The following is a 24487-nucleotide window of genomic DNA, read 5'->3' as shown; positions in this document are numbered from 1 at the left end:
CGTACCGGGATCACTCCACCCTCGGGCGTACCAGGCCCGACTCGTAGGCGATGACGACGAGTTGGGCCCGGTCGCGGGCGCCGAGTTTGGCCATGGCCCGGTTGACGTGCGTCTTCACGGTGAGCGGACTGACCTCCAGCCGCTCGGCGATCTCGTCGTTGGAGTGGCCTCCCGCGACCTGGACGAGCACCTCGCGCTCGCGCCCGGTGAGCGCCTGGAGCCGCTCGGCCCGGGCGGAGTCCCGGCCCTCGTCCGAACCGTCCCCCTGGGCGAGGAACTTGGCGATCAGCCCCTTGGTGGCCGCCGGGGACAGCAGTGCCTCGCCGCCCGCCGCGATCCGGATGGCGTTCAGCAACTCCTCCGGCTCCGCGCCCTTGCCGAGGAAGCCGGAGGCGCCGGCCCGCAGCGACTGCACCACGTACTCGTCGACCTCGAAGGTCGTCAGCATCACCACCCGTACGTGCGCGAGTCCCGGGTCGGCGCTGATCAGCCGGGTGGCGGCGAGGCCGTCGGTGCCCGGCATCCGGATGTCCATCAACACCACGTCGGCGCGGGCCTCCCGGGTGAGCCGCAGCGCCTCCGCGCCGTCGGACGCCTCGCCGACGACCTCCATGTCGGGCTCGGAGTCGACGAGGACACGGAACGCGCTGCGCAGCAGCGCCTGGTCGTCGGCGAGCAGGACACGGATGGTCATGCGGAGTCCCCCAGGGCGGGCGCGGTGCGGTTCTTGACCGGAAGGATCGCATGCACCCGGAAGCCGCCTCCGTAGCGGGGACCTGTCGTGCAGGTGCCGCCGAGCGCGGTGACCCGCTCGCGCATCCCGAGCAGCCCGTGCCCACCGCCCTCCTCCGGGCCGTCGTCCTGCCCGGGTCCGTTGTCGAGGACGGTCACTTCCACGTTCGGTCCCACGCGCACGACGCTGATCTCGGCCTTCGCCTCCGGGCCCGCGTGTTTCTGCACATTGGTGAGGGCTTCCTGGATGACGCGGTACGCGGCGAGGTCGACGGCGGCGGGGAGGGTGGTGCCGTGGTCGGCGCGGGCGACTTCGACGGGGAGTCCGGCGTTGCGGAAGGTGTCGGCGAGTTCGTCGAGGCGGGCGAGGCCCGGGGCGGGTTCGGTGGGGGCCTCGGGGTCGCCGGACTGGCGCAACAGGCCGACGGTGGCGCGCAATTCGTTGAGGGCCGAGCGGCTGGCTTCGCGGACGTGCGCGAGGGCTTCCTTGGCCTGGTCGGGGCGCTTGTCCATCACATGGGCCGCGACTCCGGCCTGCACGTTGACGAGGGCGATGTGGTGGGCGACGACGTCGTGCAGGTCGCGGGCGATACGCAGCCGCTCCTCGGCGACCCGGCGGCGGGCCTCTTCCTCGCGGGTGCGCTCGGCGCGGTCGGCGCGTTCGCGGATGGCGTGCACGAAGGCGCGGCGGCTGCGTACGGCGTCGCCCGCGGCGGCGGCCATGCCCGTCCAGGCGAAGATCGCGAGGTTCTCCTGCGCGTACCAGGGCAGGGGGCCTACCAGCATCGCGCAGGCCGTCAGCACCGTCATCGTGAGCAGGCCGACGCGCCAGGTGGTGGGGCGGTCCGTGGCCGACGCGACGGTGTAGAGGGCGACGACGGCGGACATCACCACCGGGGCTCTGGGGTCGCTGGCCACCAGTTCCAGGGCGGAGAAGGCGCCGGTCGTGGCGAGGATCGTTCTGGGGGCGCGCCGGCGGAACACGAGGGCGGCGGCGCTGAGCACCATGAGGGTGAGGCTGAGGACGTTCGGGGTGTGCGTGCCCCAGGTCGCTCCGTTCTCCCCGTGGGGGTCGACGAAGGAGCTGGCCATCATCGTCACGAGTACGCCGGTCGCCAGGGTGGCGTCCAGGGCCATGGGATGCGCGCGGAGTCTGTACTTCGTGCGCTCTAGGGTGCTCACTCGTTTTACGGTACGGGGCCCATGCAGGGGGCGGAACGGGGCTCTGGACATCGCCGGCGACCCAGCGCCCTTCAGGGGCGCGGGGAACTGCGTGGGCGAGCCGGGCGGCCCCGGAGCTGAGGAGGTCCCCCCGCTCGACCCCCGGAGGGAACCGTCAGCCTGGGATCAGGCCCTCGTCGGTCAGCATGGCGCGGACCTCGTCGAGGGTCGCGTCCGGGGACGGGAGGATGAGGTCCGAGGGTTCCAGGGCCTCGTCGGGCAGCGGAGCGCCCAGACGGCGGACCGAGTCGAGAAGAGTGGTCAGGGTGCGGCGGAAGCCGGCCTCGTCACCGCTCTCCATCTCGGCGAGCAGCTCGTCGTCCAGCTTGTTCAGTTCGGTGAGGTGGCTGTCGTCCAACCTCACCTGCCCCTCCCCCATGATCCGTACGATCATGTCGCCCTCCTCAGGCGCCCTAGGTGTGGGTCACTGCTTGTCGAAGCGCGGGGTGTCCCGCGGCTGGGACTGCGACTGGGACTGTCCCGTGCCGCCCTCGATCGCCTGCTGCGGCGAGCCACCGGCGAGCTCGGCCTTCATGCGCTGCAGTTCCAGCTCTACATCCGTACCACCAGAGAGCCGGTCCAGCTCGCTCTGGATGTCGTCCTTGGCCAGACCGGACTGGTCGTCGAGCGCACCGGAGGCGAGCAGCTCGTCGATCGCGCCGGCGCGGGCCTGCAGCTGCGCGGTCTTGTCCTCGGCACGCTGGATCGCCATGCCGACGTCGCCCATCTCCTCGGAGATGCCGGAGAAGGCCTCTCCGATACGGGTCTGCGCCTGGGCCGCCGTGTAGGTCGCCTTGATGGTCTCCTTCTTGGTGCGGAAGGCGTCCACCTTGGCCTGGAGTCGCTGCGCCGCGAGGGTGAGCTTCTCCTCCTCGCCCTGGAGGGTCTGGTGCTGCGTCTCCAGGTCCGTCACCTGCTGCTGGAGCGCCGCCCGGCGGGAGAGCGCCTCGCGGGCCAGGTCCTCGCGGCCGAGCGCGAGCGCCTTGCGGCCCTGGTCCTCCAGCTTGGTGGACTGGTTCTGGAGCTGGTTCAGCTGAAGTTCGAGGCGCTTGCGGCTGGTCGCCACATCCGCGACGCCGCGGCGCACCTTCTGCAGCAGCTCCAGCTGCTTCTGGTACGAGTAATCGAGGGTTTCGCGCGGGTCCTCGGCCCGGTCAAGGGCCTTGTTCGCCTTCGCGCGGAAGATCATCCCCATACGCTTCATGACACCGCTCATGGGCTTCGCGCGCCCCCTTCTGACGGACTCCAGCTCCAGGTACTGCAACAGAACCCACAGTACGGGCCCTGCATCCATTACCGCACTGTTCGGGGACGGATGCGCTCATCCCCAAGGACGACTGCGTACGGCACCGCTCCGGCGTAGGGAGTAGGTGGGACTCGGGGTCCACCCGTACACAACGTCCGCTCTGTCCCACTACAGACGTACGGTGTTGCCGGATCGTTCCCCACTCGATCGACGTCCATGCCGCCGCACCCCGTACCCTTGGGTTTTGTGTTCCGTAGCCGTGCCAAGGAAGAGAAGGCCCCCGCCGACAAGGCGCAGGTGACCGACTCCAAGCAGACCCGTGATCCGCAGGCCCCCAAGGGCCGCCCCACGCCCAAGCGCAGTGAGGCCCAGACCCAGCGTCGCAGCGTCGCCCAGACGCCGACGACGCGCAAGGAGGCGGCCAAGCGGCAGCGCGACGAACGTCGTGTCCAGATGGAGAAGCAGCGCCAGGCCCTGGCCAACGGCGACCAGCGCTATCTGCCCGCCCGTGACAAGGGGCCGGTGCGGAAGTTCGCACGCGACTTCGTGGACTCGCGCTTCTGTGTCGCGGAGTTCTTCCTGCCGATGGCCGTGGTCATCCTCGTGCTGAGCATGGTGCGGGTGGGACCGCTGCAGAACATCGCGCTGCTGCTGTGGCTCGTGGTGATCGTGATGATCGTGGTCGACTCGATCGGCATCGCGATCCGTCTGAAGAAGCAGCTGCCCGCCCGCTTCCCCGACGTGCCCACGAAGGGCGCGGTCAGGTACGCGCTGATGCGCACCCTCCAGATGCGTCGCCTCCGGCTGCCCAAGCCGCAGGTCAAGCGCGGAGAGCGGCCCTGAGCGCGACATCGTTCTCCGGAGGCGCGGCGGATGCCTGGCTGAGCAAGCTGGGCGGGCTGCGTGATGTCGTACGACAGGAGCTGGTGGCCCGGCAGCTCGACGAGCAGATAGCAGGGCGGTTCCCGGTCGGGCAGCGGTTGCGGGTTCTCGACGTCGGAATGGGCCAGGGCACGCAGGCGCTGCGGCTGGCCCGCGCCGGGCATCAGGTGACCGGCCTCGAGCAGGACGCGAAGATGCTCGCCGCGGCCCGCCAGGCGCTGGCCGCCGAGCCCGAGGGCATCCGGAGCCGGGTGCGGCTCATCGAGGGCGACGGACGCGAGACGGGCGTGCACTTCCTGCCCGGCAGCTTCGACGTGGTGCTGTGCCACGGCGTACTCATGTACGTCGAGGAGCCGGACCCGCTCCTCGCGGGGCTGGCGCGGATGCTGGCCCCGGGCGGGCTGCTCTCGCTGCTGGTGCGCAACGCCGACGCGCTGGCCATGCGGCCGGGTCTGTCCGGGGACTGGACGGCGACCCTGGCCGCGTTCGACACGGACGCCTACGTCAATCGGCTCGGCCTCGCCGTCCGCGCGGACCGGCTCGCCACGCTGACGTCGACGCTCGCGGGGATCGGGGCGGCGTTGCACGCCTGGTACGGCGTGCGGGTCTTCACGGACACGGCGCCCGACGGGACCCCCGCCCCCGATGACGTGGAGGCTCTCCTGGCCGCGGAGGAGCGGGCCGGGCGGACGGACCCCTATCGCCAGGTGGCGGCCCTGCTGCATCTCTGCGGCGTACGCGGCTGATCGATCCCTGCGGCGTACGCGGTTGACCGCTGTCTGGTCGCCCCCTGTTCGGCCCTGCACCGCAAGCCGGAGCAGCGTCACGAAAGGGACACTCGGGACATGGCTGCCACCCGTGCCCCCGTGTCGCGTCTGCTGCTCCCCATAACCGCCCTCGTCTGCGCCGCCGCCCTGCTCTCCGGCTGTTCCGACGCCGGGTCGCCTGCCCAGAGCGGCACGAAGGACGGGACGAAGGACGGGACGACCCAGGCCGTCGTCCCGCTCGCGGCCGACGACCTGCAGAACGCGTACCTGAAGGTGATCAAGAACGTCCTGCCCTCGGTGGTGCAGATCCAGGCGAGCCACGGCCTGGGTTCGGGGGTGGTGTACGACGACCAGGGACACATCGTCACCAACGCGCACGTGGTCGGGACCGAGAAGACGTTCAGGGTGACGACGGCCAACAGCCAGAACGCGCTGGCGGCCAAGCTCGTGTACACCTACCCGGGCCAGGACCTCGCCGTCATCAAGCTGGACAAGGTGCCGAGCGGGCTGAAGGCGGCCACCATCGGGAACTCGGAGAAGGTCGAGGTCGGCCAGATCGTGCTCGCGATGGGCTCGCCGCTCGGCCTGTCGTCCAGCGTGACCCAGGGCATCGTGTCGGCGACCGGGCGCACCGTCAGCGAGAGCAGCACCGGCGGCGGGACGGGGGCCACCATCGCCAACATGGTGCAGACGTCGGCCGCGATCAACCCGGGCAACAGCGGCGGCGCGCTCGTCGACCTGAACGGGCAGGTCATCGGCATTCCCACGCTGGCCGCGACGGACCCGAGCCTGGGAAACAGCACGGCGCCCGGTATCGGATTCGCGATCCCCGCCTCGATAGTGCGGACGATCGCCGACCAGATCATCAGAACCGGCAAGGTCACCGACTCGGGGCGGGCCGCGCTCGGCATCACCGGTCGTACGGTGCTCGACGAGACCTACGCTCCCGCGGGTGTCGCCGTGGTCGAGGTGAAGCCCGGCGGCGCGGCCGACACGGCGGGCATCCGGCCCGGCGACATCATCACCCGGATCGGCACGAACGACATCACCACCCTCACCTCGCTCGCCGAGGCGCTCGCGGCCGACAAGCCGGGCCGGCGGACCCGGGTGACGTTCGTCCGGGGCGGGACCGAGCGGACGGTCGACGTGCGGCTGGGCGAGCAGTAGGTACGGGGTGAAGGCGGCGGCGAGGGGTTGACGCACGGCGAACGAGGTTGCCGGGAGCGGTCCCGGCAACCCCGGCCGGCCTACTCCGGTTCGGCGTGCAGGCTCATCGGCCCGTAGATCTTCGTGCTGTCCTCGAAGAGGAACACCTGGTCCGCGCCGCCCTCCAGGAGGTCCTTCCAGACCTCGCCGATCCAGGACTCCGCATCCCCCTGTGTGGTGAACTCCTCGGGCTGCACCGCGGGTTGGACCTCTGTCCCGTCGGACTTCTCGAACCGCCACGTCCATGCCGCCATGTACGCCTCCCAGGTATGAGCACACTGCACAGTGGAAGCCGCACAAGATCCGGCTCCCGTCCGAAGCCTAGGCGCTGAGCCGGGTGCGGAACAGAAGATCGCGAGTCGCGGCACGCGTCGCGGGTCGTGAACGGCCCCGCGCGCCTCCGGGCGCTGTACCCGAACGCGCGCCGCCCACGGCGGCACGGGAAAATCAGGGCGTGGAACTGACTCTGCTCGGCACCGGTGCCCCCGAGGGCCTGCCCCGTCCCGACTGTCCCTGTGCGGCCTGTGCGAGTGCGCTCGGCGGGGACGCGCGGGCGGCCACCGCGCTGCTCGTGGACGGCACCCTGCTGCTCGACCTCACGCCCGGCGCCGCGTTCGCCGCGGCCCGCGCCGGGCACTCGCTGGGCGGCGTACGGCAGGTCCTGCTCTCGCATCCGCACGACGGGCCCGCCGTCGAGGTGCCGGCCGGGCTGCCGCAGCCCGTACGGGTTCCGGACGGCAGCGAGCTGGCGCTGCTGACCGGACACCGGGTGCGGGCGGTGCCGATGGACTCGCCCGGCACGGGGTACGCGGTGACCGGGCCGGACGGACAGCGGCTGCTGTATCTGCCGCCGGGCGCGGCGCCCGCGGGACTGGACGAGAACGGCGACTCGTACGCCATGGTGGTCGCCGATGTGGTGGGGCGGCCGGACGCCCTGGCGAAGCTGCGCGCGGTCGGGGCCGTCGGGCCGACGACGGACGTGATCGCGGTCCACCTCGACCACGACGTGCCGCCGGGCCCCGAACTGCGGCGGCGGCTCGCGGCGGCGGGCGCGCGGGCAGTGCCGGACGGGACGACGCTGGACGTGGGCGTCTACGAGGACGTACCCGACGTACCGCGCCGCACCCTCGTGCTCGGCGGGGCGCGCTCGGGCAAGTCGGTGGAGGCGGAACGACGTCTGGAGTCCTTCCCCGAGGTGCTGTACGTCGCGACGGGCGGATCTCGCAACGGGGACAACGAGTGGGCGTCGCGCGTGCACGCCCACCGTGAGCGGCGGCCCGGCTCCTGGCACACGGTGGAGACCTGCGACCTGGTGCCGCTCCTGGAGGGCTCCGGTCCTCCCCTTCTCGTCGACTGCCTCTCCCTCTGGCTCACGGACGCGATGGACTCCGTGAACGCGTGGGACGACGCGGAGTGGGCCGGCGGCGGCGAACGCGCGCTGCGCGCCCGCGTCGAGGAACTCACCTCCGCCGTCCGCAACACGCGCCGCACCCTCGTCGCCGTCTCCAACGAGGTCGGCTCCGGCATCGTCCCCGCCACCGCCTCCGGACGCCGCTACCGCGACGAACTCGGCCGCCTGAACGCGGGGTTCGCGGCGGAGTGCGAGCACGTGCTGCTGGTGGTGGCGGGGCAGGCGCTGGCACTGCGGGGCTGACCGGGGCTGACCGGGGCTGACCGGGGCTCAGGATTGCCTGCGGGCGATGATCCGGAAGGCGTTCGAGAAGCGGGTGCGGCGGAAGACCGGGGCCATCGCGTGGTCCAGGGCGGAGACCGAGGCGAGCAGCGGGACGCTCACCCGGGCCAGGACCGTGTGCAGGGTGCGCTGGAGCGAGGTCGGCGGGGCGGGGCGCCAGGGGGCGTCGAGGTCGGGCAGGACGCGGCCGAGGGCCAGCGCGAGGGCGCCGGCGAGGTCGTACGGGATGTGCGGTTCACGGCGGTCCGTCGCGACGATCTCGCAGCCGAGGGACTCCAGTTCGCCCAGCAGGTTGGACAGCGGCATCAGGTGCAGATGGCGCGGCTGGCCGTACGACACCCACCACCTGCCCAGCAGCGCGCCGAACGCGCAGTCGGGGTCGGGCACTTCGACGAGGAGGTGGCCGCCGGGCCGCAGGACCGTCAGGGCGGCGCGCAGTTCCTCGCGCGGGTCGCGGGTGTGCTCCAGATGGTGGAACATGCTCACGACGTCGTAGCGGGCGCTCAGCCGCCCGATGATCCGCGGGTCGGTGAGCCGGCCGCGGTGGGCCTCCTCGATGTGCCCGGCCGCCCGTGCCTTCTCGACCCGCCGGGTGGGGTCGAGGCCGTCGAAGGACGTGTACGGATGGACCTCCCGGGCGACGGCCGGGAAGTGCCCGTGCCCGGTGCCGACGTCGAGCCAGCTCTCCGGCTCGGCGTACCGGAGCAGCGCGCGGGCGGCGGCCCGGTGGCGCCCTCTGCTGCCGCGGGCGCCGAGGAGCCGGTCGGTGAGGCCGTCGAGTCCCTCGTGGAAGTCCCGGTGGTAGAAGGCCAGTCCCTCCGCGCTGAGCCGGGGGTTCTGGAAGGCGTGCGAGCAGTCCGCGCACTCGTCGACGACGAACGTGCCGGGCTTGCGCTGCACCTGGTCCGGCGTCCGCAGCCGGGTGCGCAGCCGCTTCGAGCCGCACCAGGGACAGTCCTCCCGGCGCGGCTCGTGGAACCGGTCGGTGCCTTGGGCGAGTTCGGCCGCGTAGGCGGCGCGGCGCTCGGCGCTCGGGGGTGGCGTGGGGGGCATGGACGCTCCTGGGGACGGCAGGGTGGGGGGACGGCGGGGCGCGCGATCGAGCCGTACGACAATCCGACACAAACGGTACGTAGCGGATCGCGATCCGGGGCGCAACGACGTGGCGCGGACGTGTTCGATCGCTGCCGGTACTGTTCGGCGAATGAGCTCGCTTAATCTCGACGACTTCACCGATCTGATCGAGCGCCCCGACGGAGGCGTGCGCCGGGACGCCGAGGCGCGCCGGGAGCGCCAGATCGTGCCGCCCGGGGCGCTGGGCCGCCTCGACGAACTGGGTGAGTGGCTGGCGGCGGCGCAGTCCGCGGTGCCGGTGCGGCCGATCGAGCACCCGCGTGTGGTGCTGTTCGCGGGCGACCACGGGGTCGCCGAACTCGGTGTGTCGGCGCGGCCCGCGGGCACCGCCGACCGGTTGGCGCGGGCGGTCCTGGAGGGCGCGAGCCCCGCGGCGGTGCTGGCGCGCCGGCTCGGCGTGCCGGTACGAGTCGTCGACATGGCGCTGGACTGCGATCCGCAGGAGCTGCCCGCCGAGGTCGCAGGGCATCGGGTGCGGCGCGGGTCGGGGCGGATCGACGTCGAGGACGCGCTGACCCTGGAGGAGGCGGAGGCCGCGTTCCGCGCGGGGGTCGCGGTCGCGGACGAGGAGGCGGACTCCGGTACGGATCTGGTGGTGCTCGGCGATGTGAGCGTCGGCGGGACCACCGCGGCGGCCGTGCTGGTCGCGGCGCTGTGCGGGACCGACGCGTCCGTGGTCACCGGGCGGGGCGGGCGGCCCATCGACGACCTCGCGTGGATGCGCAAGTGCGCGGCCGTGCGGGACGCCTTGCGGCGGGCCCGGCCGGTGCTCGGGGATCAGCTGCAGCTGCTCGCGGTGGTGGGCGGCGCCGATCTCGCGGCGATGACGGGGTTCTTGTTGCAGAGCGCGGTGCGGAAGATGCCGGTGATCCTCGACGGGGTCGTCTCGGCCGCGTGCGCCCTCGTGGGGCAGCGCGTCGCCTTCCGGGCGCCGGACTGGTGGCTGGCCGGCCAGAACAGTGGCGAGCCGGCCCAGGCGAAGGCCCTGGACCGCATGGCCCTCGAACCCCTGCTCGACCACGGGGTCACGGTCGGCGAGGGTGCGGGAGCCCTCCTCGCTCTCCCCCTGGTCCAGGCCGCCGCCGCCCTCTCCGCCGAACTCCCGGAGACGCCGGCCCCCGAGCCCGAGCCCGAGGCCTCCGACCAGAACGAGTGAACGGCCTCGCCCTCGAACGCCGGACGGGCTGAAAGACGCGGGCGGGGGCGAGGGCACGCCCCGCGCCCTCGCCCGTAAACGCCGCCCGCCCCAAAGCCCTTTGGGGCGCGGGGAACTGCGCGCCCAGCCCCCACCGACGGGCAGCCAAAAACCGCGCGCGAAACCCACCCCGCAACAGAACCCAGGCCCGCATCACCCGTACCGCCCCTCCCCCGGACGACGCACCCCGCCCCATATCATCGCCCTTTATGGGAGATGCCCGAATTGCCGCTGATCAGGAGCGGGTCCCGGCCCGTCAGGGTGAAGGGGACCACCTGTCCACAGGCGCGTCGCGCAGAGCCGCCGCCTTCGCGGTCTGGTACCTGCGGGCCGTCGCGTTCATCAACTTCCTGAGCGCCGCGTGGGTGTCGCTCGGACAGGACGTACGGCGCCACAACACCGAGAACTTCTTCACCCCGTACCTGCTGACGGCAGGATTCGCGTCGGGCGTGTTCACCATGTTCCTGGCCATCACGATGCGCCGCCGCAAACGGGCCGCTTGGATCCTCAACTTCGTGCTCAGCGGACTGTTTCTGATGCTGTTCGCCGTCGCGATGACGTTCCCGGAAATCCGCCAGTACGCCCAGAACTGGGTCTCGATCGTCCTGACCGCCGCCTTCGTCGTCTCGCTCGTCGTCGGCCGCCGGGAGTTCTACGCGAAGGGCGACCGGTCGAACCCCAAGCTCGCCGCGGCCGTCGCCGTCGGCGGACTGCTCGTCGCCTCCCTGCTCGCCGCACTGCTGGTGACGGTCACCAACAGCGCGCAGGACGCCTACCGTTCGACCTTCTGGGACCGCTGGCGCTACGGCGCCCTGCGACTGGTCTCCGTCGCCGCCGACGACTCCCGCTTCCCCGGCCTGGAGATCGCCAACTGGGTCAACGTCACCATCAACGTGCTCAGCACCCTGCTGGTCCTCGCCGTGTTCTACGCCGCCTTCCGCTCCCGCCGCGCCGTCGACCCGCTCACCGAGAACGACGAGAACCGGCTGCGCACCCTGCTCGACCGGCACGGCGACCGCGACTCGCTGGGCTACTTCGCGCTGCGCCGGGAGAAGAGCGTGATCTGGTCGCCGACCGGCAAGGCCGCGGTCGCGTACCGCGTCGTCGGCGGGGTCTCACTGGCCTCCGGCGACCCGATCGGCGACCCGGAGGCGTGGCCCGGCGCCATCGAGCCCTGGCTCGCCGAGGCCCGCGCGCACGGCTGGATCCCGGCCGTGATGGGAGCGAGCGAGGAGGCGGGGACCGTCTACTCACGGCACGGACTCGACGCCCTCGAACTCGGTGACGAGGCGATCGTCGAGACCGCCGAATTCACCCTCGATGGACGCGCCATGCGCACGGTCCGGCAGGCCTACAACCGGGTCAAGCGGGCCGGGTACGAGGTGCGCATCCGACGGCACGAGGACATCCCGGCCGACGAGATGACGTACCTCCTGCGGCGTGCCGACGACTGGCGGGACGGGGCGACCGAGCGCGGTTTCAGCATGGCGCTCGGACGGCTCGGCGACCCGGACGACGGACGGTGCGTGATGCTGGAATGCAGGGACAGCCGCGCCGGGGAAGGAGGGGAGGGAGAGTTGCGGGCGCTGCTGTCCTTCGTGCCGTGGGGGCCGCAGGGGCTCTCGCTCGATCTGATGCGGCGTGACCGGGACGCCGAGAACGGGCTGATGGAGTTCATGGTGATCGAACTCCTGCGCCGCGCCCAGGAGATCGGGATCACCCAGGTCTCGCTCAACTTCGCCATGTTCCGTTCCGTCTTCGAACGTGGTGGACGCCTCGGCGCAGGGCCGGTGCTGCGGCTGTGGCGTTCCCTGCTCAGTTTCTTCTCGCGCTGGTGGCAGATCGAGTCGCTGTACCGGGCCAACGCCAAGTACCGGCCGATCTGGGAACCCCGGTTCCTGCTCTTCGAGAAGAGCGCGGACCTGCTGCGTATCGGCCTCGCGGCCGCGCGCGCCGAGGGGTTTCTCGAAGCACCCGGACTACCGAAGTGGCTGCACCGCAGGCACTTGGAGTCGCACCGATGACGGCGACCGGACGGACGGGGCGAGCCTGGCGGACGGGGACCGTGACAGCAGGACGGATGGGGACCGCTGCATGAACACCCTCGCCCGCCTCGCCCGCGAGGAATGGGGACTGCTGTACGTCACCGTGCGCGAGGCACTCGCCAGACAGCGTTGGCGGGCGATGCCGGTGACGCTCGGGGCCGTCCTTCTGACGGCCCTCCTCCAGTTCGTGCAGAACCAGCCCTGGGGCTTCCAGTTCGTGCAGGACATCGGCTCCGTACGGGCCGAGGAGCCGCTCTGGCTCGCCCTGCTGCGCACCCCGCTGTCCCTGTTCGTGCCGGCCCTCGACCTGCCGGTGTGGGGTGCGCTGCTGCAACTCCTCATCGTGTTCGGGATCGCCGAGATCTGTCTGGGCTGGTGGCGGATGCTCGTCATCGCGTACGCCGCCACGCTGGCCGGCACGCTCTACGCGCGCGTGGCGATCTCGCTGAGCCCGGGCAATCCCCTGGGGCTGCCCGTGACGGACGCGCAGGTCGTGGACACCGGGCCCTCGGCGGCCGTGGTCGGCCTCGCCGTGTTCGTCGCCTGGCGCTATCGCGCGTACTGGACGGGGTGGGGGGTGGCCGCGGCGATGGTGATCGAGGTGGCGCTCAAGGGGAACCTCGCGGGCAAGGAGCACATCGCCGCGCTCGCCGCGGTCTTCGTGCTGTACGGGATCTCGATCCTGCGTCACCGCCACCGCCACCGTCGCCGTCGCCGTCACTGGCGGCCGGGCAGGGACCGGACGGGATCCGGTTTGCCGCCGATCCAGTCCTGAAGCTTGCGGCGCGGGCCGAACCAGCGGCGGTCGTGGTGGTAGGCGCGCAGGATCGACCTGGCCCGGGCGCGCGGCCTGCGGCGGTAGAAGCGCCTGGCCCACGGGGAGACCGGGCGGGCCAGCCGGACGGCGCCGATGAGGGCGACGAACGGGACGATCACGCCGAAGATCGCCATGCGGGCCTTGCCCTTGCTCAGGGCGAGCAGGGCGAAGAGGAAGTTCAGGGCGACGCTCAGGATGACCCCGCCGCGATCCTGGAGTTCCTCCTGGGTCATGTCGTTGACCCCGAACGGCAGGAAACCACCGAGCACCAGGCCGACGAGGGCCGCCGTGACCAGGACGACCTCGACGCTCTTGCGGCCCTCCTCGCTCCAGTACACGTCGTCGAGGTGCAGGATCAGCGCGAACTCGTCGAGCACCAGCCCGGCGCCCATCCCGAACACCACCGCGAACAACGAGGCGCCGAAGCCGTGCCGGGAGCTGGCCACCGCGCCGAAGCCGCCGATCACGGTCAGGACGACACCGGGCACGACGTGGTGGATGTGCAGGCCGCCCGCCTTGACGTTGCCGAACGGACCCTTGCCCGCGCGGATGAGGCGGACGATGACACGGGTGATCACAAAGGTCAGCACGAAGGAGGCGAGTGCCAGCAGAAGCGGCAGCTTTCCCGGTTCGATGATGTTCCTCTGCAACCAATGACCCATATTGCGCACTTTATCCGCGGCGCTCACGCCCGGCCGCCGCACCCGTCCTCGGCCGGCCCGCCACCGCCCCGGGTACCCTGCGCCGGTGTCCAGGACCCCTCTCCCCCACGGCCTCCGCTTCGCCTTCGGCACCCTGACCGTGCTCCCGGTCACGGTCACCCGCTGGGACCGTGAGGCGGCGCGCGGCGGAATGCTGTGCGCCCCCGTCGCCGGGCTGGTCGTCGGGGCCGGCGCGGCCCTGGTGGGCGTGGCGCTGCTCGCGATGGGCGCGGGCCCGCTGCTGGCCGCCGTCGCCACCGCCGCCGTACCGGCCGCGCTCACCCGTGGTCTGCATCTCGACGGACTCGCCGACACCGCGGACGGCCTCGGCAGCGGCAAGCCCGCCGAGGACGCGCTGCGGATCATGAAGCAGTCCGACATCGGCCCGTTCGGCGTGATCACCCTGCTCTTCGTGCTGCTGGCACAGGTCGCCGCGCTCTTCCAGGCCTACGAGGCCTCGTGGGCGCGGGGTGTGCTCGCGGCCGTCGTCTCGGCGACCGCGGCCCGTCTCGCCCTCACCCTGGCCGCGCGCACCGGGGTGCCCCCGGCCCGCCCCGAGGGCCTGGGGGCCGCGGTCGCGGGCACGGTGCCCGTGCGCGGCGCCCTGCTGGTGGCCCTCGCCGTCGCCGTCGCGGCGGCCGGCGCCGGCGCGCTCCTGGGCACGTACGACCTCGTACGCGCCCCACTGGCCGTCCTCGCCGCCTGCGCGACCGCCGAACTGCTCCTGCGCCACTGCACACGCCGCTTCGGCGGCGTCACGGGCGACGTCTTCGGCGGCCTCGCCGAGACGGCGGCGACCACCGCCCTCGTGGCGCTCTCCCTCGGCTGAACTTCCAGCGAGCGTAGAAATGAGCGAAACCCGGTGGCGCGCGTAGGCTCGTCCCGACTATGTGCCACCCAGGTAACGACACTCCCTGAGGCCGGATCTAGGGTCATTCGTCAGGGCCCGGTCGACCCATCCCTACTCGGCCGCAGCAAAACAATGGAAGCGAGATCTCACCACAGTGACTGCTCTGACTCTCAGCACCGCCGCGGTGTCCGGCCTGCGGGCCGACGCGATCGTCGTCGGTGTCGCGAAGGGCGCCAAGGGCCCGGTCGTCGCACCGGGTGCCGAGGCCGTGGACAAGGCGTACGACGGCGCACTCGCCGGAATCCTGGAGACCCTCGGCGCATCCGGCGGCGAGGGCGAGGTGACGAAGCTGCCCGCACCGACCGGCTTCAAGGCGCCCGTCGTCGTGGCCGTCGGACTGGGAGCCGTCCCGGAGAAGGACGACACGTTCAGTGCCGAGGCGCTGCGCCGCGCGGCCGGTGCCGCGGCCCGCGCGCTCGCCGGTGCCAAGAAGGCCGTCTTCGCCCTGCCGATCACCGACGCCGCCGACGCGGGCGTCCTGGCGGAGGGCGCGGCGCTCGGCGCGTACGCCTTCGACGCCTACAAGGAGACCGGCAAGAACGGCAAGGACGCGAAGAACGGCAAGGCTCCGCTCGCCGAGGTCACGCTGCTCGGCGGCAAGCCCCGGGACGCGGCGTACAAGGCGGCCCTCGCACGCGCCACCGCCGTGACCGAGGAGCTCAACCGCGCCCGCGACCTCATCAACACCCCGCCGAACGACCTCTACCCCGAGGCGTTCGCCGCCGTCGCCACCGCCGCCGGCAAGGAGCACGGCATCAAGGTGCAGGTGCTCGACGAGAAGGCCCTCCAGAAGGGCGGCTTCGGCGGCATCCTCGGCGTCGGCGCGGGCTCGGCCGCCGCTCCCCGCCTGGTGAAGCTGTCGTACACCTCGCCGAAGGCGACCAAGCACCTCGCGTTCGTCGGCAAGGGCATCACCTACGACTCGGGCGGCATCTCCCTCAAGCCCGCCGGGCACAACGAGACGATGAAGTGCGACATGAGCGGCGCGGCGGCGGTCTTCGCCGCCGTGGTCGCCGCGGCGCGCCTCGGACTCGAGGTCAACGTCACCGGCTGGCTGGCGCTCGCCGAGAACATGCCCTCCGGTTCCGCCACCCGCCCCGGTGACGTGCTGCGCATGTACAGCGGCAAGACCGTCGAGGTCCTCAACACCGACGCCGAGGGCCGTCTCGTGCTCGCCGACGCGCTGTGGAAGGCCTCCGAGGAGAAGCCGGACGCGATCATCGACGTGGCGACGCTGACCGGAGCGATGGTGCTCGCGCTCGGCAACCGCACCTTCGGCGTGATGGCCAACGACGACGCGTTCCGTACGGCGATCGTCGAGGCCGCGGACGAGGTCGGCGAGGAGTCCTGGCCGATGCCGCTGCCGGAGCACCTGCGCAAGGGGATGGACTCCCCGACCGCCGACATCGCCAACATGGGCGAGCGGATGGGCGGCGGCCTGGTCGCCGGTCTGTTCCTGAAGGAGTTCGTGGGCGAGGGCATCACGTGGGCGCACCTGGACATCGCCGGGCCCGCGTTCAACGAGTCCGGCCCCTTCGGCTACACGCCGAAGGGTGGTACGGGGTCGGCGGTGCGGACGCTGGTGCGGCTCGCCGAGCTGACCGCCGCGGGCGATCTCGGCTAGGAATGTGTCGCGGCCGCGGGTGATTCGCGGCCGATCGCGCAGTACCTCCGCGTCCCTGTCACGGCGCGGAGGTACCCCCCGTATTCGGGCAGTGCGACTTCTCACACACCGGCCCGGCGTCTCGAACGCTCCGGACAAGTGCGAAGATGGGTTCTCGGCAGGACAGGGCCCCCACCACAGGGCCGAAGAAGAGCGGCCGGACACCAGCCGCCGACCGGTCACTGGAGACCGGCGTGGCGCACATGCATGGAGGACGTGACGTGGCGAACGACGCCAGCACCGTTTTCGACCTAGTGATCCTCGGCGGTGGCAGTGGCGGTTACGCCGCGGCGCTCCGCGGGGCGCAGCTGGGCCTGGACGTCGCCCTGATCGAGAAGGACAAGGTCGGAGGCACCTGCCTGCACCGGGGATGCATCCCCACCAAGGCCCTGCTGCACGCGGGCGAGATCGCCGACCAGGCCCGCGAGAGCGAGCAGTTCGGCGTCAAGGCCACCTTCGAGGGCATCGACGTCCCGGCCGTCCACAAGTACAAGGACGGGGTCATCTCGGGCCTTTACAAGGGCCTGCAGGGTCTCATCGCGTCCCGCAAGGTGACGTACATCGAGGGTGAGGGCCGACTGTCCTCCCCCACCTCGGTCGACGTGAACGGCCAGCGCATCCAGGGCCGCCACGTGCTGCTCGCGACCGGCTCCGTGCCGAAGTCGCTGCCGGGCCTGGTGATCGACGGCAACCGGATCATCTCCTCCGACCACGCGCTGGTCCTGGACCGCGTCCCGCAGTCCGCGATCGTGCTCGGCGGCGGCGTCATCGGCGTCGAGTTCGCCTCCGCGTGGAAGTCCTTCGGCACCGACGTGACGGTGATCGAGGGCCTCAAGCACCTCGTCCCGGTCGAGGACGAGAACTCCTCCAAGCTTCTTGAGCGCGCGTTCCGCAAGCGCGGCATCAAGTTCAACCTGGGCACCTTCTTCTCGAAGGCCGAGTACACCCAGAACGGTGTCAAGGTCACCCTCGCCGACGGCAAGGAGTTCGAGGCCGAGGTGCTGCTCGTCGCCGTCGGCCGCGGCCCGGTCTCGGCCGGTCTCGGCTACGAGGAGCAGGGCGTCGCGATGGACCGCGGCTATGTCCTGGTCGACGAGTACATGCGGACGAACGTCCCGACCATCTCCGCCGTCGGTGACCTGGTCCCGACGCTCCAGCTCGCGCACGTCGGCTTCGCCGAGGGCATCCTGGTGGCAGAGCGTCTGGCCGGCCTCAAGACCGTTCCGATCGATTACGACGGCGTGCCCCGGGTGACGTACTGCCACCCCGAGGTCGCCTCCGTGGGCATCACCGAGGCCAAGGCCAAGGAGCTCTACGGCGCGGACAAGGTCGTCGCCCTGAAGTACAACCTCGCGGGCAACGGCAAGAGCAAGATCCTCAACACCGCGGGCGAGATCAAGCTCGTCCAGGTGAAGGACGGTGCCGTGGTCGGCGTCCACATGGTCGGCGACCGCATGGGCGAGCAGGTCGGCGAAGCCCAGCTGATCTACAACTGGGAGGCGCTGCCCGCCGAGGTCGCCCAGCTCATCCACGCCCACCCGACGCAGAACGAGGCGCTCGGCGAGGCCCACCTCGCCCTCGCGGGCAAGCCGCTGCACTCGCACGACTGATCCAGCCCCCGGCTGTTTTCAGTCACCGCGTCGCCCCTGGGCGCGACGACGACCACAGACTTCCGCACCATTCGTAAGGAGCAACAGAAACCATGGCGGTTTCCGTAACCCTTCCGGCGCTCGGTGAGAGCGTCACCGAGGGCACTGTCACTCGCTGGCTGAAGGCCGAGGGCGAGCGCGTCGAGGCCGACGAGCCGCTGCTCGAGGTGTCGACCGACAAGGTCGACACCGAGATCCCCTCTCCCGCCGCCGGTGTGCTCGCCTCCATCAAGGTCGCCGAGGACGAGACGGTCGAGGTCGGCGCCGAGCTGGCCGTCATCGACGACGGCACGGGCGCGCCCGCCGCCGCCCCCGCTCCGGCCGCCGAGCCCGTGGCCGCCCCGGCTCCGGCTCCGGCCGCTCCCGCCCCGGTCGCCGAGGCCCCCGCGGCTCCGGCCGCCCCGGCCCCCGCCGCCCCCGCCCCCGCCGCTCCGGCCGGTGGCGCCTCCGGTACCGACGTCGTGCTGCCCGCGCTGGGCGAGTCGGTCACCGAGGGCACCGTCACCCGCTGGCTGAAGGAGGTCGGCGAGGAGGTCGCGGAGGACGAGCCGCTGCTCGAGGTCTCCACGGACAAGGTCGACACCGAGATCCCGTCGCCGGTGGCCGGCGTCCTGCTGGAGATCCTGGTCGCCGAGGACGAGACCGCCGAGGTCGGCGCGAAGCTCGCCGTCGTCGGCGCGCCCGGCGCCGCTCCGGTCGCTGCCGCCCCCGCGGCTCCGGCTGCCCCCGCCGCCGCTCCGGCCGCCCCCGCCGCGCCCGCGGCTCCGGCTCCGGCCCCCGCTGCTCCGGCCGCCCCGGCCGCTGCCGCCCCGGCTCCGGTCCAGCCCGTGGCTCCGGCCCCGGTCGCGCCCGTCGCTCCGGCTCCCGCGCCGGTCACCGCGCCCGCCCCGGTCATCCCGGCTCCGGCTCCGGCCGCGCAGGCCACCGACGAGGGCGCGTACGTGACACCGCTGGTGCGCAAGCTCGCCGCGGAGAACTACGTCGACCTGGCCTCCGTCAAGGGCACCGGCGTCGGCGGCCGTATCCGCAAGCAGGACGTCCTCGCCGCCGCCGAGGCCGCGAAGGCCGCCGCCGCTGCCCCGGCTCCGGCCGCTGCCGCTGTGACTGCCGGTGGCCATGCGGCCAAGAAGGCGCCGGCCCTGGAGGTCTCCCCGCTGCGCGGTCAGACCGTCAAGATGCCCCGCATCCGCAAGGTCATCGGCGACAACATGGTGAAGGCCCTGCACGAGCAGGCCCAGCTGTCCTCGGTCGTCGAGGTCGACGTCACCCGCCTGATGCGGCTGCGCGCGCAGGCGAAGGACTCCTTCGCGGCACGTGAGGGCGTCAAGCTCTCCCCGATGCCGTTCTTCGTGAAGGCGGCGGCCCAGGCGCTGAAGGCCCACCCGGCCGTCAACGCCCGGATCAACTTGGACGAGGGCACGATCACCTACTTCGACACCGAGAACATCGGTATCGCGGTGGACTCGGAGAAGGGCCTGATGACCCCGGTCATCAAGCACGCGGGCGACCTGAACATCGCCGGCATCGCCAAGGCCACCGCCGAGCTGGCGGGCAAGGTCCGGGCGAACAAGATCACTCCGGACGAGCTGTCCGGCGGGACCTTCACCATCTCCAACACCGGCTCGCGCGGCGCGCTCTTCGACACGATCATCGTGCCGCCGAACCAGGTCGCGATCCTCGGCATCGGTGCCACGGTCAAGCGTCCGGCCGTCATCGAGACGGAGGAGGGTACGGTCATCGGCGTCCGCGACATGACCTACCTGACGCTCTCCTACGACCACCGTCTGGTGGACGGCGCCGACGCGGCCCGTTACCTGACCGCGGTCAAGGCGATCCTGGAGGCGGGCGAGTTCGAGGTCGAGCTCGGCCTGTAACCACCCCCGCTCGCGCGCTGCCCCCGTCCGGAACCTTCCGGGCGGGGGCTTCGCGTGTGCGCGGACGGGTCACCGCGGCTTCAGAGCGCCGTCCGACCACAGCACCAGCGTCTCCACCCACATGTTCGGAATCTCCGCCGGGTACGCGGGTGTCAGGTGCCGCGTCCGGTACGCCCTGAGGACGTCGTACGTGGCGTCCAGGCAGTCGCGCGAGTCGAGGTCCCCCGTCTGCGGGTCGACGCCGACGAGAAAGCCCCGCTCCTCGACCGTACCGATCATGGCGCGGGCGGCCTTCACGTCACTGGTCGACGAGTCGGTGCAGCGGTAGCGGCTGTACGGGTGGGTGGACTTCCCTGGAATGGGGGTCCCCTCTGCTCGAGCGAAGCCGAGAGCTTGGGGGAGCGCGTCACGTGACATGTCGCCGAGCATCCGCCCGTACGTGCCCTCCGCGTGCCAGGCGCCGATGTCGCGGCCGGGCGGGGTGTAGAGCGCGTTCGACGGGTTCTCCACCGCGCCGTACACCCAGCGGTCGGTGCCGGTGATCCGGAAGCCCCAGCCGACGTGCCCGAACTTCTGCGCGCCGTCCGGCTTGACGAAGACACACGCCCCGCCGGAGGCGACCGAGGTGCCGTGGGCCCGCGTCGCACTCGGCCGCGCGGCCGCCCCCGTGTCCACCGGCCCGCACGCCGCCACGGCCGCGACCGCCCCGGCCACCAGAGCCCAGCGGAACGCCCGCTTCCGTCCCCATCCGCCCATGCCAACCCCCTGGCGTTCGCGGGAGCCCCCGGGGGAACCCCCGCGCCGAAACCCCTGTGCCGACCCACACACCGTGCGGGGCCCGCGGGTTCTCCGGGTGACACGGACGTGACGCCTCCGGGCCCCACCCGGTACGGGTCTTTACGTCCACGGCCGCTCTGACAGCGTGTAAGTCTCGTCTCACCTGCATGAAAGCGCCCCCGTACGCCTCTCTCCGACGGGGATGCGGCCTTATTGTCTAAAGGTCAAACGCCCTTGGGGCCGGCCCACCCCCAACGAAGGAGCCCCTCATGACCGCGCCCGTCGTCCACTCGCTGCGCGAACAGATCCGCGAGCACATCGTGGAGGGGATCGTCAGCGGGCGCTGGAAGCCGGGTGAGCGGATCGTCGAGCGGCGGATCGCGACCGAGCTGGAGGTCAGCCAGACCCCGGTGCGGGAGGCACTGCGCGAACTGGAGTCGCTGCGGCTGATCGAGTCGGCACCCAACAAGGGTGTGCGCGTGCGCAACCTGACGGCCGCCGACCTGGAGGAGAGCTACCCCGTACGGGCCGGTCTGGAGGCCATCGCGGCGGAGCTGGCGGCCGAGCGGCTCGCCCAGGACTGCTCGGCCCTGGAGCCGCACGTCACGGCGCTGTACGAGGCCGACCGACTGTCGGACGGCACCGGCCAGGTCCGTCACACCGTCGCCTTCCACCGCGAACTCGTGCGCGCCGCGGGCAACTCCGTCCTCCTGCACACCTGGGAGGGTCTGGGGATCGAGGTCTTCACCGCCCTGTCCATCCGCTGGCTGGGAACCGTCCAGCAGTCGTACGCGGAGGAGCACGAGGCGCTCGTGGACGCCTTCCGGCGCCGGGATCCGCTGATCGCCGACCTGGTGAAGGCACACGTGCTGGGCTGCGCGCCGCGCCCGTGACACAACCGAGCACACCCATGCTCACCTGGGGAAACCCTGGGATTCCAAGGCACCCGGTGCCTGTCGTCAAGGCACCCCGTGCCGACTTTTGCGATACGAAGAGGTTTTCGCCTTCAACCCTTTGATCGATCATCGATCAGGGAGTTACAGTCAGCGCTGGGCTCCCACCAGAGCCCGCCGCCCTGTCCTGCCAAAGACATAAGGGCACCCCCGAAAACCCCTTGCCGATGAGGGAACCCCCCTCCGCATCCGGAAGGCGGCGCAATGACCGACCCCACCGCAATCCAGCCGAGCGAGCTCGACCAGCTCCCGGACCGCGACCCCGAGGAGACCGCCGAATGGCAGGCCTCCCTGGACGCCGTCACCCAGGCGGCCGGGCCGCACCGTGCCGCGTACCTGATGCGCCGCACGCTGGAGCGCGCCGAGGGCAACGGTCTCGCGCTGCCCAAGCTGCTTGAGACCGACTACGTCAACACCATCCCCACCGCCGCCGAGCCCGTCGTGGACGGCGACGAGGCGATGGAGGCCCGGATCACCGCCTGGAACCGCTGGAACGCGGCCGCGATGGTGACCCGGGGCGCGAAACACGGCGTCGGCGGCCACATCGCCACCTTCGCCTCCGCGGCCTGGCTCTACGAGACCGGCTTCAACCACTTCTTCAAGGGCAAGGAGTCCCAGGAGGCTCCCGGCTCCGGCGACCAGCTCTACATCCAGGGCCACGCCTCCCCCGGCATCTACGCCCGCGCCTTCCTCGACGGCCGGCTCACCGAGCAGCACCTCGACAACTTCCGCCAGGAGGCGGGCGGCAACGGCCTCCCGTCGTACCCGCACCCGCGGCGCCTGCCCTGGCTCTGGGAGTTCCCGACCGTCTCCATGGGCCTCGGCCCGCTGTCGGCGATCTACCAGGCGCGCTTCAACCGCTATCTGACCAGCCGCGGCATCAAGGACGTCTCGCAGTCCCACGTGTGGGCGTTCCTCGGCGACGGCGAGATGGACGAGCCCGAGTCGACCGCGGCACTCGCCCTCGCCTCCCGCGAGGGCCTGGACAACCTGACCTTCGTCATCAACTGCAACCTGCAGCGCCTCGACGGCCCGGTCCGCGCCAACTTCAAGATCGTGCAGGAGCTGGAGGCCCAGTTCCGCGGCGCCGGCTGGAACGTCGTGAAGTCGCTGTGGGGCTCGGCCTGGGACGAGCTGTTCCAGCTCGACACCACGGGCGCGCTCGTACGCCGCCTGCGCGAGGTACCCGACGCGCAGGTGCAGACGTACCAGACCCGCGACGCCGCCTACATCCGCCAGGACTTCTTCGGCGCCGACCCGGCGCTCGTCGAGATGGCGAAGCTGCTGAGCGACGACAAGATCACCGAGTGCTTCCACCTCTCCCGCGGCGGCCACGAGTCCCGCAAGGTGTACGCGGCCTACCGCGCCGCCCTCGCCCACAAGGGCGCGCCGACGGTGATCCTGGCCCAGACGGTCAAGGGCTTCACGCTCGGCGAGGGCTTCGCGTCCAAGAACGCCAACCACCAGATGAAGAAGCTGTCGACGGACGAGTTCAAGCAGATGCGTGACCTGCTCGAGCTGCCCATCTCCGACAGCCGGTTCGTCGACGGCCAGGTCCCCTACGGCCACCCGGGCGCCGACTCCCCCGAGGTCCGTTACCTCCAGGAGCGCCGCGCGGCCCTCGGCGGCCCGGCCCCGGCCCGCCGTACGCACGCGCTCGCCCCGCTGCCCGCCCCCGCCGACAAGGCGTTCGCGTCCTTCGACAAGGGCTCCGGCTCGCAGAACGTGGCGACCACGATGGCCTTCGTCCGCCTGGTCAAGGACCTCGTCCGCGACAAGGAGACGGGGAAGCGCTGGGTGCCGATCGTCCCCGACGAGGCGCGCACCTTCGGCATGGAGAGCCTCTTCCCCTCCCTCGGCATCTACTCGCCCAAGGGCCAGACGTACGAGCCGGTCGACCGCGACCAGCTGATGTACTACAAGGAGGCCAAGGACGGCCAGATCCTCAACGAGGGGATCACCGAGGCCGGCTCCATGGCGGACTTCATCGCCGCGTCCACCGCGTACGCCACGCACGGTGAGGCGATGATCCCCTTCTACATCTTCTACTCGATGTTCGGCTGGCAGCGCACGGCCGACCAGATGTGGCAGCTCGGCGATCAGCTCGGCCGTGGCTTCCTGGTCGGCGCCACGGCCGGCCGTACAACGCTGACGGGCGAGGGCCTCCAGCACGCCGACGGCCACTCCCCGGTCATCGCGGCGACCAACCCGGCCGCCCTGTCGTACGACCCGGCGTTCGCGTACGAGATCGCGACGATCGTCAAGGACGGCCTGCGCCGGATGTACGGCGAGGCGGCCCCGGGCGAGGACTCGAACGTCTTCTACTATCTGACGGTCTACAACGAGCCGATGCCGCAGCCCGCCAAGCCGGCCGGCCTCGGTATCGACGAGGGCATCGTCAAGGGCCTCTACCGCTTCAACACGGCCGAGTCGGCGGGCCTGTCCCCCGTCGCCAACGCCCCGCGCATCCAGCTGCTGGGCTCCGGCACGGCGATCCACTGGACCCTCCAGGCGCAGAAGCTGCTCGCCGAGGAGTGGGGCGTGGCCGCCGACGTGTGGTCCGCGACCTCCTGGACGGAGCTGCGGCGCGACGCGCTGGAGGCCGACGCGGCCCTGCTGCGCGGCGAGGAGCGGGTGCCGTTCGTCCGCCAGGCGCTGCACGGCGCCGAGGGCCCGGTGCTCGCGGTCTCCGACTACATGCGCCAGGTCCCGGACCAGATCGCGCAGTGGGTCGAGCAGGACTACTCCTCGCTCGGTGCCGACGGCTTCGGCCTCTCCGACACCCGTGAAGCGGCCCGCCGCCACTTCGGCGTCGACGCGCAGTCGATCGTCGTCGCGGCGCTGGCGCAGCTGGCACGACGGGGCGAGGCCAAGGCGTCCGCGGTGAAGGAAGCGCGGGAGCGCTACGGGCTCTGACGGTCCGCCTGTTTCATGAGGGGCGCGGTGGCTACGGTCGCCGCGCCCTTCGGCGTTCCCGCGCGCTCTTCGGCGTTGCGGCGCGCCCCTTCGCTGTCAGTGGGGC

21 protein-coding genes are annotated in these 24487 nt (G+C 71.7%); 13 read left to right on the top strand and 8 right to left on the bottom strand.

Going from position 1 to position 24487, the window contains the following annotated elements; translation table 11 throughout:
• Positions 1–10: 10 nt before the first annotated feature.
• From SMIR_RS28140 to SMIR_RS28125, 4 genes are all read right to left on the bottom strand, one after another.
• Positions 11–694: a response regulator gene (locus tag SMIR_RS28140; RefSeq protein ID WP_101405587.1), complete on the bottom strand. Its 684-nt coding sequence runs from the start codon at positions 692–694 to the stop codon at positions 11–13.
• A complete protein-coding gene (locus SMIR_RS28135) occupies positions 691–1914 on the bottom strand; it encodes a sensor histidine kinase (protein ID WP_212727536.1) in 1224 nt (407 codons plus the stop codon). Before SMIR_RS28135 ends, SMIR_RS28140 begins: the two co-directional genes overlap by 4 nt.
• Before the next feature lie 154 nt (positions 1915–2068).
• A complete protein-coding gene (gene pspAA / locus SMIR_RS28130) occupies positions 2069–2347 on the bottom strand; it encodes a PspA-associated protein PspAA (RefSeq protein ID WP_168490655.1) in 279 nt (92 codons plus the stop codon).
• A 30-nt stretch (positions 2348–2377) separates the two neighbouring features.
• On the bottom strand, positions 2378–3169 hold the full coding sequence (locus tag SMIR_RS28125) for a PspA/IM30 family protein (RefSeq protein WP_101408192.1): 792 nt from the start codon (positions 3167–3169) through the stop codon (positions 2378–2380).
• Positions 3170–3415: 246 nt separating this feature from the next.
• Here SMIR_RS28125 and SMIR_RS28120 point away from each other — a divergent pair, with 246 nt between their 5' ends.
• The 3 genes from SMIR_RS28120 (at position 3416) to SMIR_RS28110 (ending at position 6015) form a co-directional block, all read left to right on the top strand.
• Entirely contained in the window at positions 3416–4042 is a 627-nt protein-coding gene (locus SMIR_RS28120; protein WP_212727535.1) for a DUF3043 domain-containing protein, read from the top strand.
• An 83-nt stretch (positions 4043–4125) separates the two neighbouring features.
• On the top strand, positions 4126–4827 hold the full coding sequence (locus tag SMIR_RS28115; RefSeq protein WP_168490657.1) for a class I SAM-dependent methyltransferase: 702 nt from the start codon (positions 4126–4128) through the stop codon (positions 4825–4827).
• Positions 4828–4926: 99 nt separating this feature from the next.
• On the top strand, positions 4927–6015 hold the full coding sequence (locus SMIR_RS28110) for a S1C family serine protease (RefSeq protein WP_212727534.1): 1089 nt from the start codon (positions 4927–4929) through the stop codon (positions 6013–6015).
• 80 nt (positions 6016–6095) lie between these two features.
• On the opposite strand, the gene SMIR_RS28105 is transcribed toward SMIR_RS28110, so the two are convergent.
• Positions 6096–6308 (bottom strand): hypothetical protein, encoded by a 213-nt coding sequence (locus SMIR_RS28105; RefSeq protein WP_054231569.1) that lies wholly within the window; start codon positions 6306–6308, stop codon positions 6096–6098.
• Between the two features lie 200 nt (positions 6309–6508).
• Here SMIR_RS28105 and SMIR_RS28100 point away from each other — a divergent pair, with 200 nt between their 5' ends.
• Positions 6509–7708 carry a bifunctional adenosylcobinamide kinase/adenosylcobinamide-phosphate guanylyltransferase gene (locus tag SMIR_RS28100; protein ID WP_212727533.1) on the top strand — a complete coding sequence of 400 codons (1200 nt, stop codon included), beginning with the start codon at positions 6509–6511 and terminating at the stop codon, positions 7706–7708.
• A gap of 27 nt (positions 7709–7735) precedes the next feature.
• On the opposite strand, the gene SMIR_RS28095 is transcribed toward SMIR_RS28100, so the two are convergent.
• Positions 7736–8800, bottom strand: coding sequence for a class I SAM-dependent methyltransferase (locus SMIR_RS28095; protein WP_212727532.1), 1065 nt, complete (start codon positions 8798–8800; stop codon positions 7736–7738).
• Between the two features lie 151 nt (positions 8801–8951).
• Here SMIR_RS28095 and cobT point away from each other — a divergent pair, with 151 nt between their 5' ends.
• The 3 genes from cobT (at position 8952) to SMIR_RS28080 (ending at position 12896) form a co-directional block, all read left to right on the top strand.
• Positions 8952–10037, top strand: coding sequence for a nicotinate-nucleotide--dimethylbenzimidazole phosphoribosyltransferase (gene cobT / locus SMIR_RS28090; RefSeq protein WP_212727531.1), 1086 nt, complete (start codon positions 8952–8954; stop codon positions 10035–10037).
• A 248-nt stretch (positions 10038–10285) separates the two neighbouring features.
• Complete coding sequence (locus tag SMIR_RS28085) at positions 10286–12100, top strand: phosphatidylglycerol lysyltransferase domain-containing protein (RefSeq protein ID WP_168490662.1); 1815 nt, start codon at positions 10286–10288, stop codon at positions 12098–12100.
• 70 nt (positions 12101–12170) lie between these two features.
• Entirely contained in the window at positions 12171–12896 is a 726-nt protein-coding gene (locus SMIR_RS28080) for a hypothetical protein (RefSeq protein ID WP_211118686.1), read from the top strand.
• On the opposite strand, the gene SMIR_RS28075 is transcribed toward SMIR_RS28080, so the two are convergent.
• On the bottom strand, positions 12839–13600 hold the full coding sequence (locus tag SMIR_RS28075; RefSeq protein WP_168490663.1) for a hypothetical protein: 762 nt from the start codon (positions 13598–13600) through the stop codon (positions 12839–12841). The two genes, SMIR_RS28080 and SMIR_RS28075, sit on opposite strands and share 58 nt — an antisense overlap.
• 85 nt (positions 13601–13685) lie before the next feature.
• Between SMIR_RS28075 and SMIR_RS28070 the strand changes: the two genes are divergently transcribed.
• From SMIR_RS28070 to sucB, 4 genes are all read left to right on the top strand, one after another.
• Positions 13686–14468 carry an adenosylcobinamide-GDP ribazoletransferase gene (locus SMIR_RS28070; protein ID WP_168490665.1) on the top strand — a complete coding sequence of 261 codons (783 nt, stop codon included), beginning with the start codon at positions 13686–13688 and terminating at the stop codon, positions 14466–14468.
• Between the two features lie 175 nt (positions 14469–14643).
• Positions 14644–16173, top strand: a complete 1530-nt coding sequence (locus SMIR_RS28065) for a leucyl aminopeptidase (RefSeq protein ID WP_168490668.1) — start codon at positions 14644–14646, stop codon at positions 16171–16173.
• A 260-nt stretch (positions 16174–16433) separates the two neighbouring features.
• On the top strand, positions 16434–17822 hold the full coding sequence (gene lpdA / locus SMIR_RS28060; RefSeq protein ID WP_168490671.1) for a dihydrolipoyl dehydrogenase: 1389 nt from the start codon (positions 16434–16436) through the stop codon (positions 17820–17822).
• Positions 17823–17914: 92 nt separating this feature from the next.
• A complete protein-coding gene (gene sucB / locus SMIR_RS28055) occupies positions 17915–19735 on the top strand; it encodes a 2-oxoglutarate dehydrogenase, E2 component, dihydrolipoamide succinyltransferase (protein WP_212727530.1) in 1821 nt (606 codons plus the stop codon).
• 69 nt (positions 19736–19804) lie between these two features.
• Here sucB and SMIR_RS28050 read toward each other — a convergent pair whose 3' ends face one another.
• A complete protein-coding gene (locus SMIR_RS28050) occupies positions 19805–20491 on the bottom strand; it encodes a hypothetical protein (protein ID WP_248002881.1) in 687 nt (228 codons plus the stop codon).
• Between the two features lie 290 nt (positions 20492–20781).
• Between SMIR_RS28050 and SMIR_RS28045 the strand changes: the two genes are divergently transcribed.
• Together SMIR_RS28045 and aceE are read left to right on the top strand one after the other, a co-directional pair.
• A complete protein-coding gene (locus SMIR_RS28045) occupies positions 20782–21405 on the top strand; it encodes a GntR family transcriptional regulator (RefSeq protein WP_054230749.1) in 624 nt (207 codons plus the stop codon).
• Between the two features lie 264 nt (positions 21406–21669).
• Complete coding sequence (gene aceE, locus SMIR_RS28040; RefSeq protein WP_168490676.1) at positions 21670–24381, top strand: pyruvate dehydrogenase (acetyl-transferring), homodimeric type; 2712 nt, start codon at positions 21670–21672, stop codon at positions 24379–24381.
• The last annotated feature ends 106 nt before the right edge of the window (positions 24382–24487 follow it).

This window comes from Streptomyces mirabilis, assembly GCF_018310535.1.
Taxonomy (GTDB): domain Bacteria; phylum Actinomycetota; class Actinomycetes; order Streptomycetales; family Streptomycetaceae; genus Streptomyces.
Note: the sequence above shows the minus strand (reverse complement) of the source record. Positions and strands in the feature narration are given on the sequence as shown.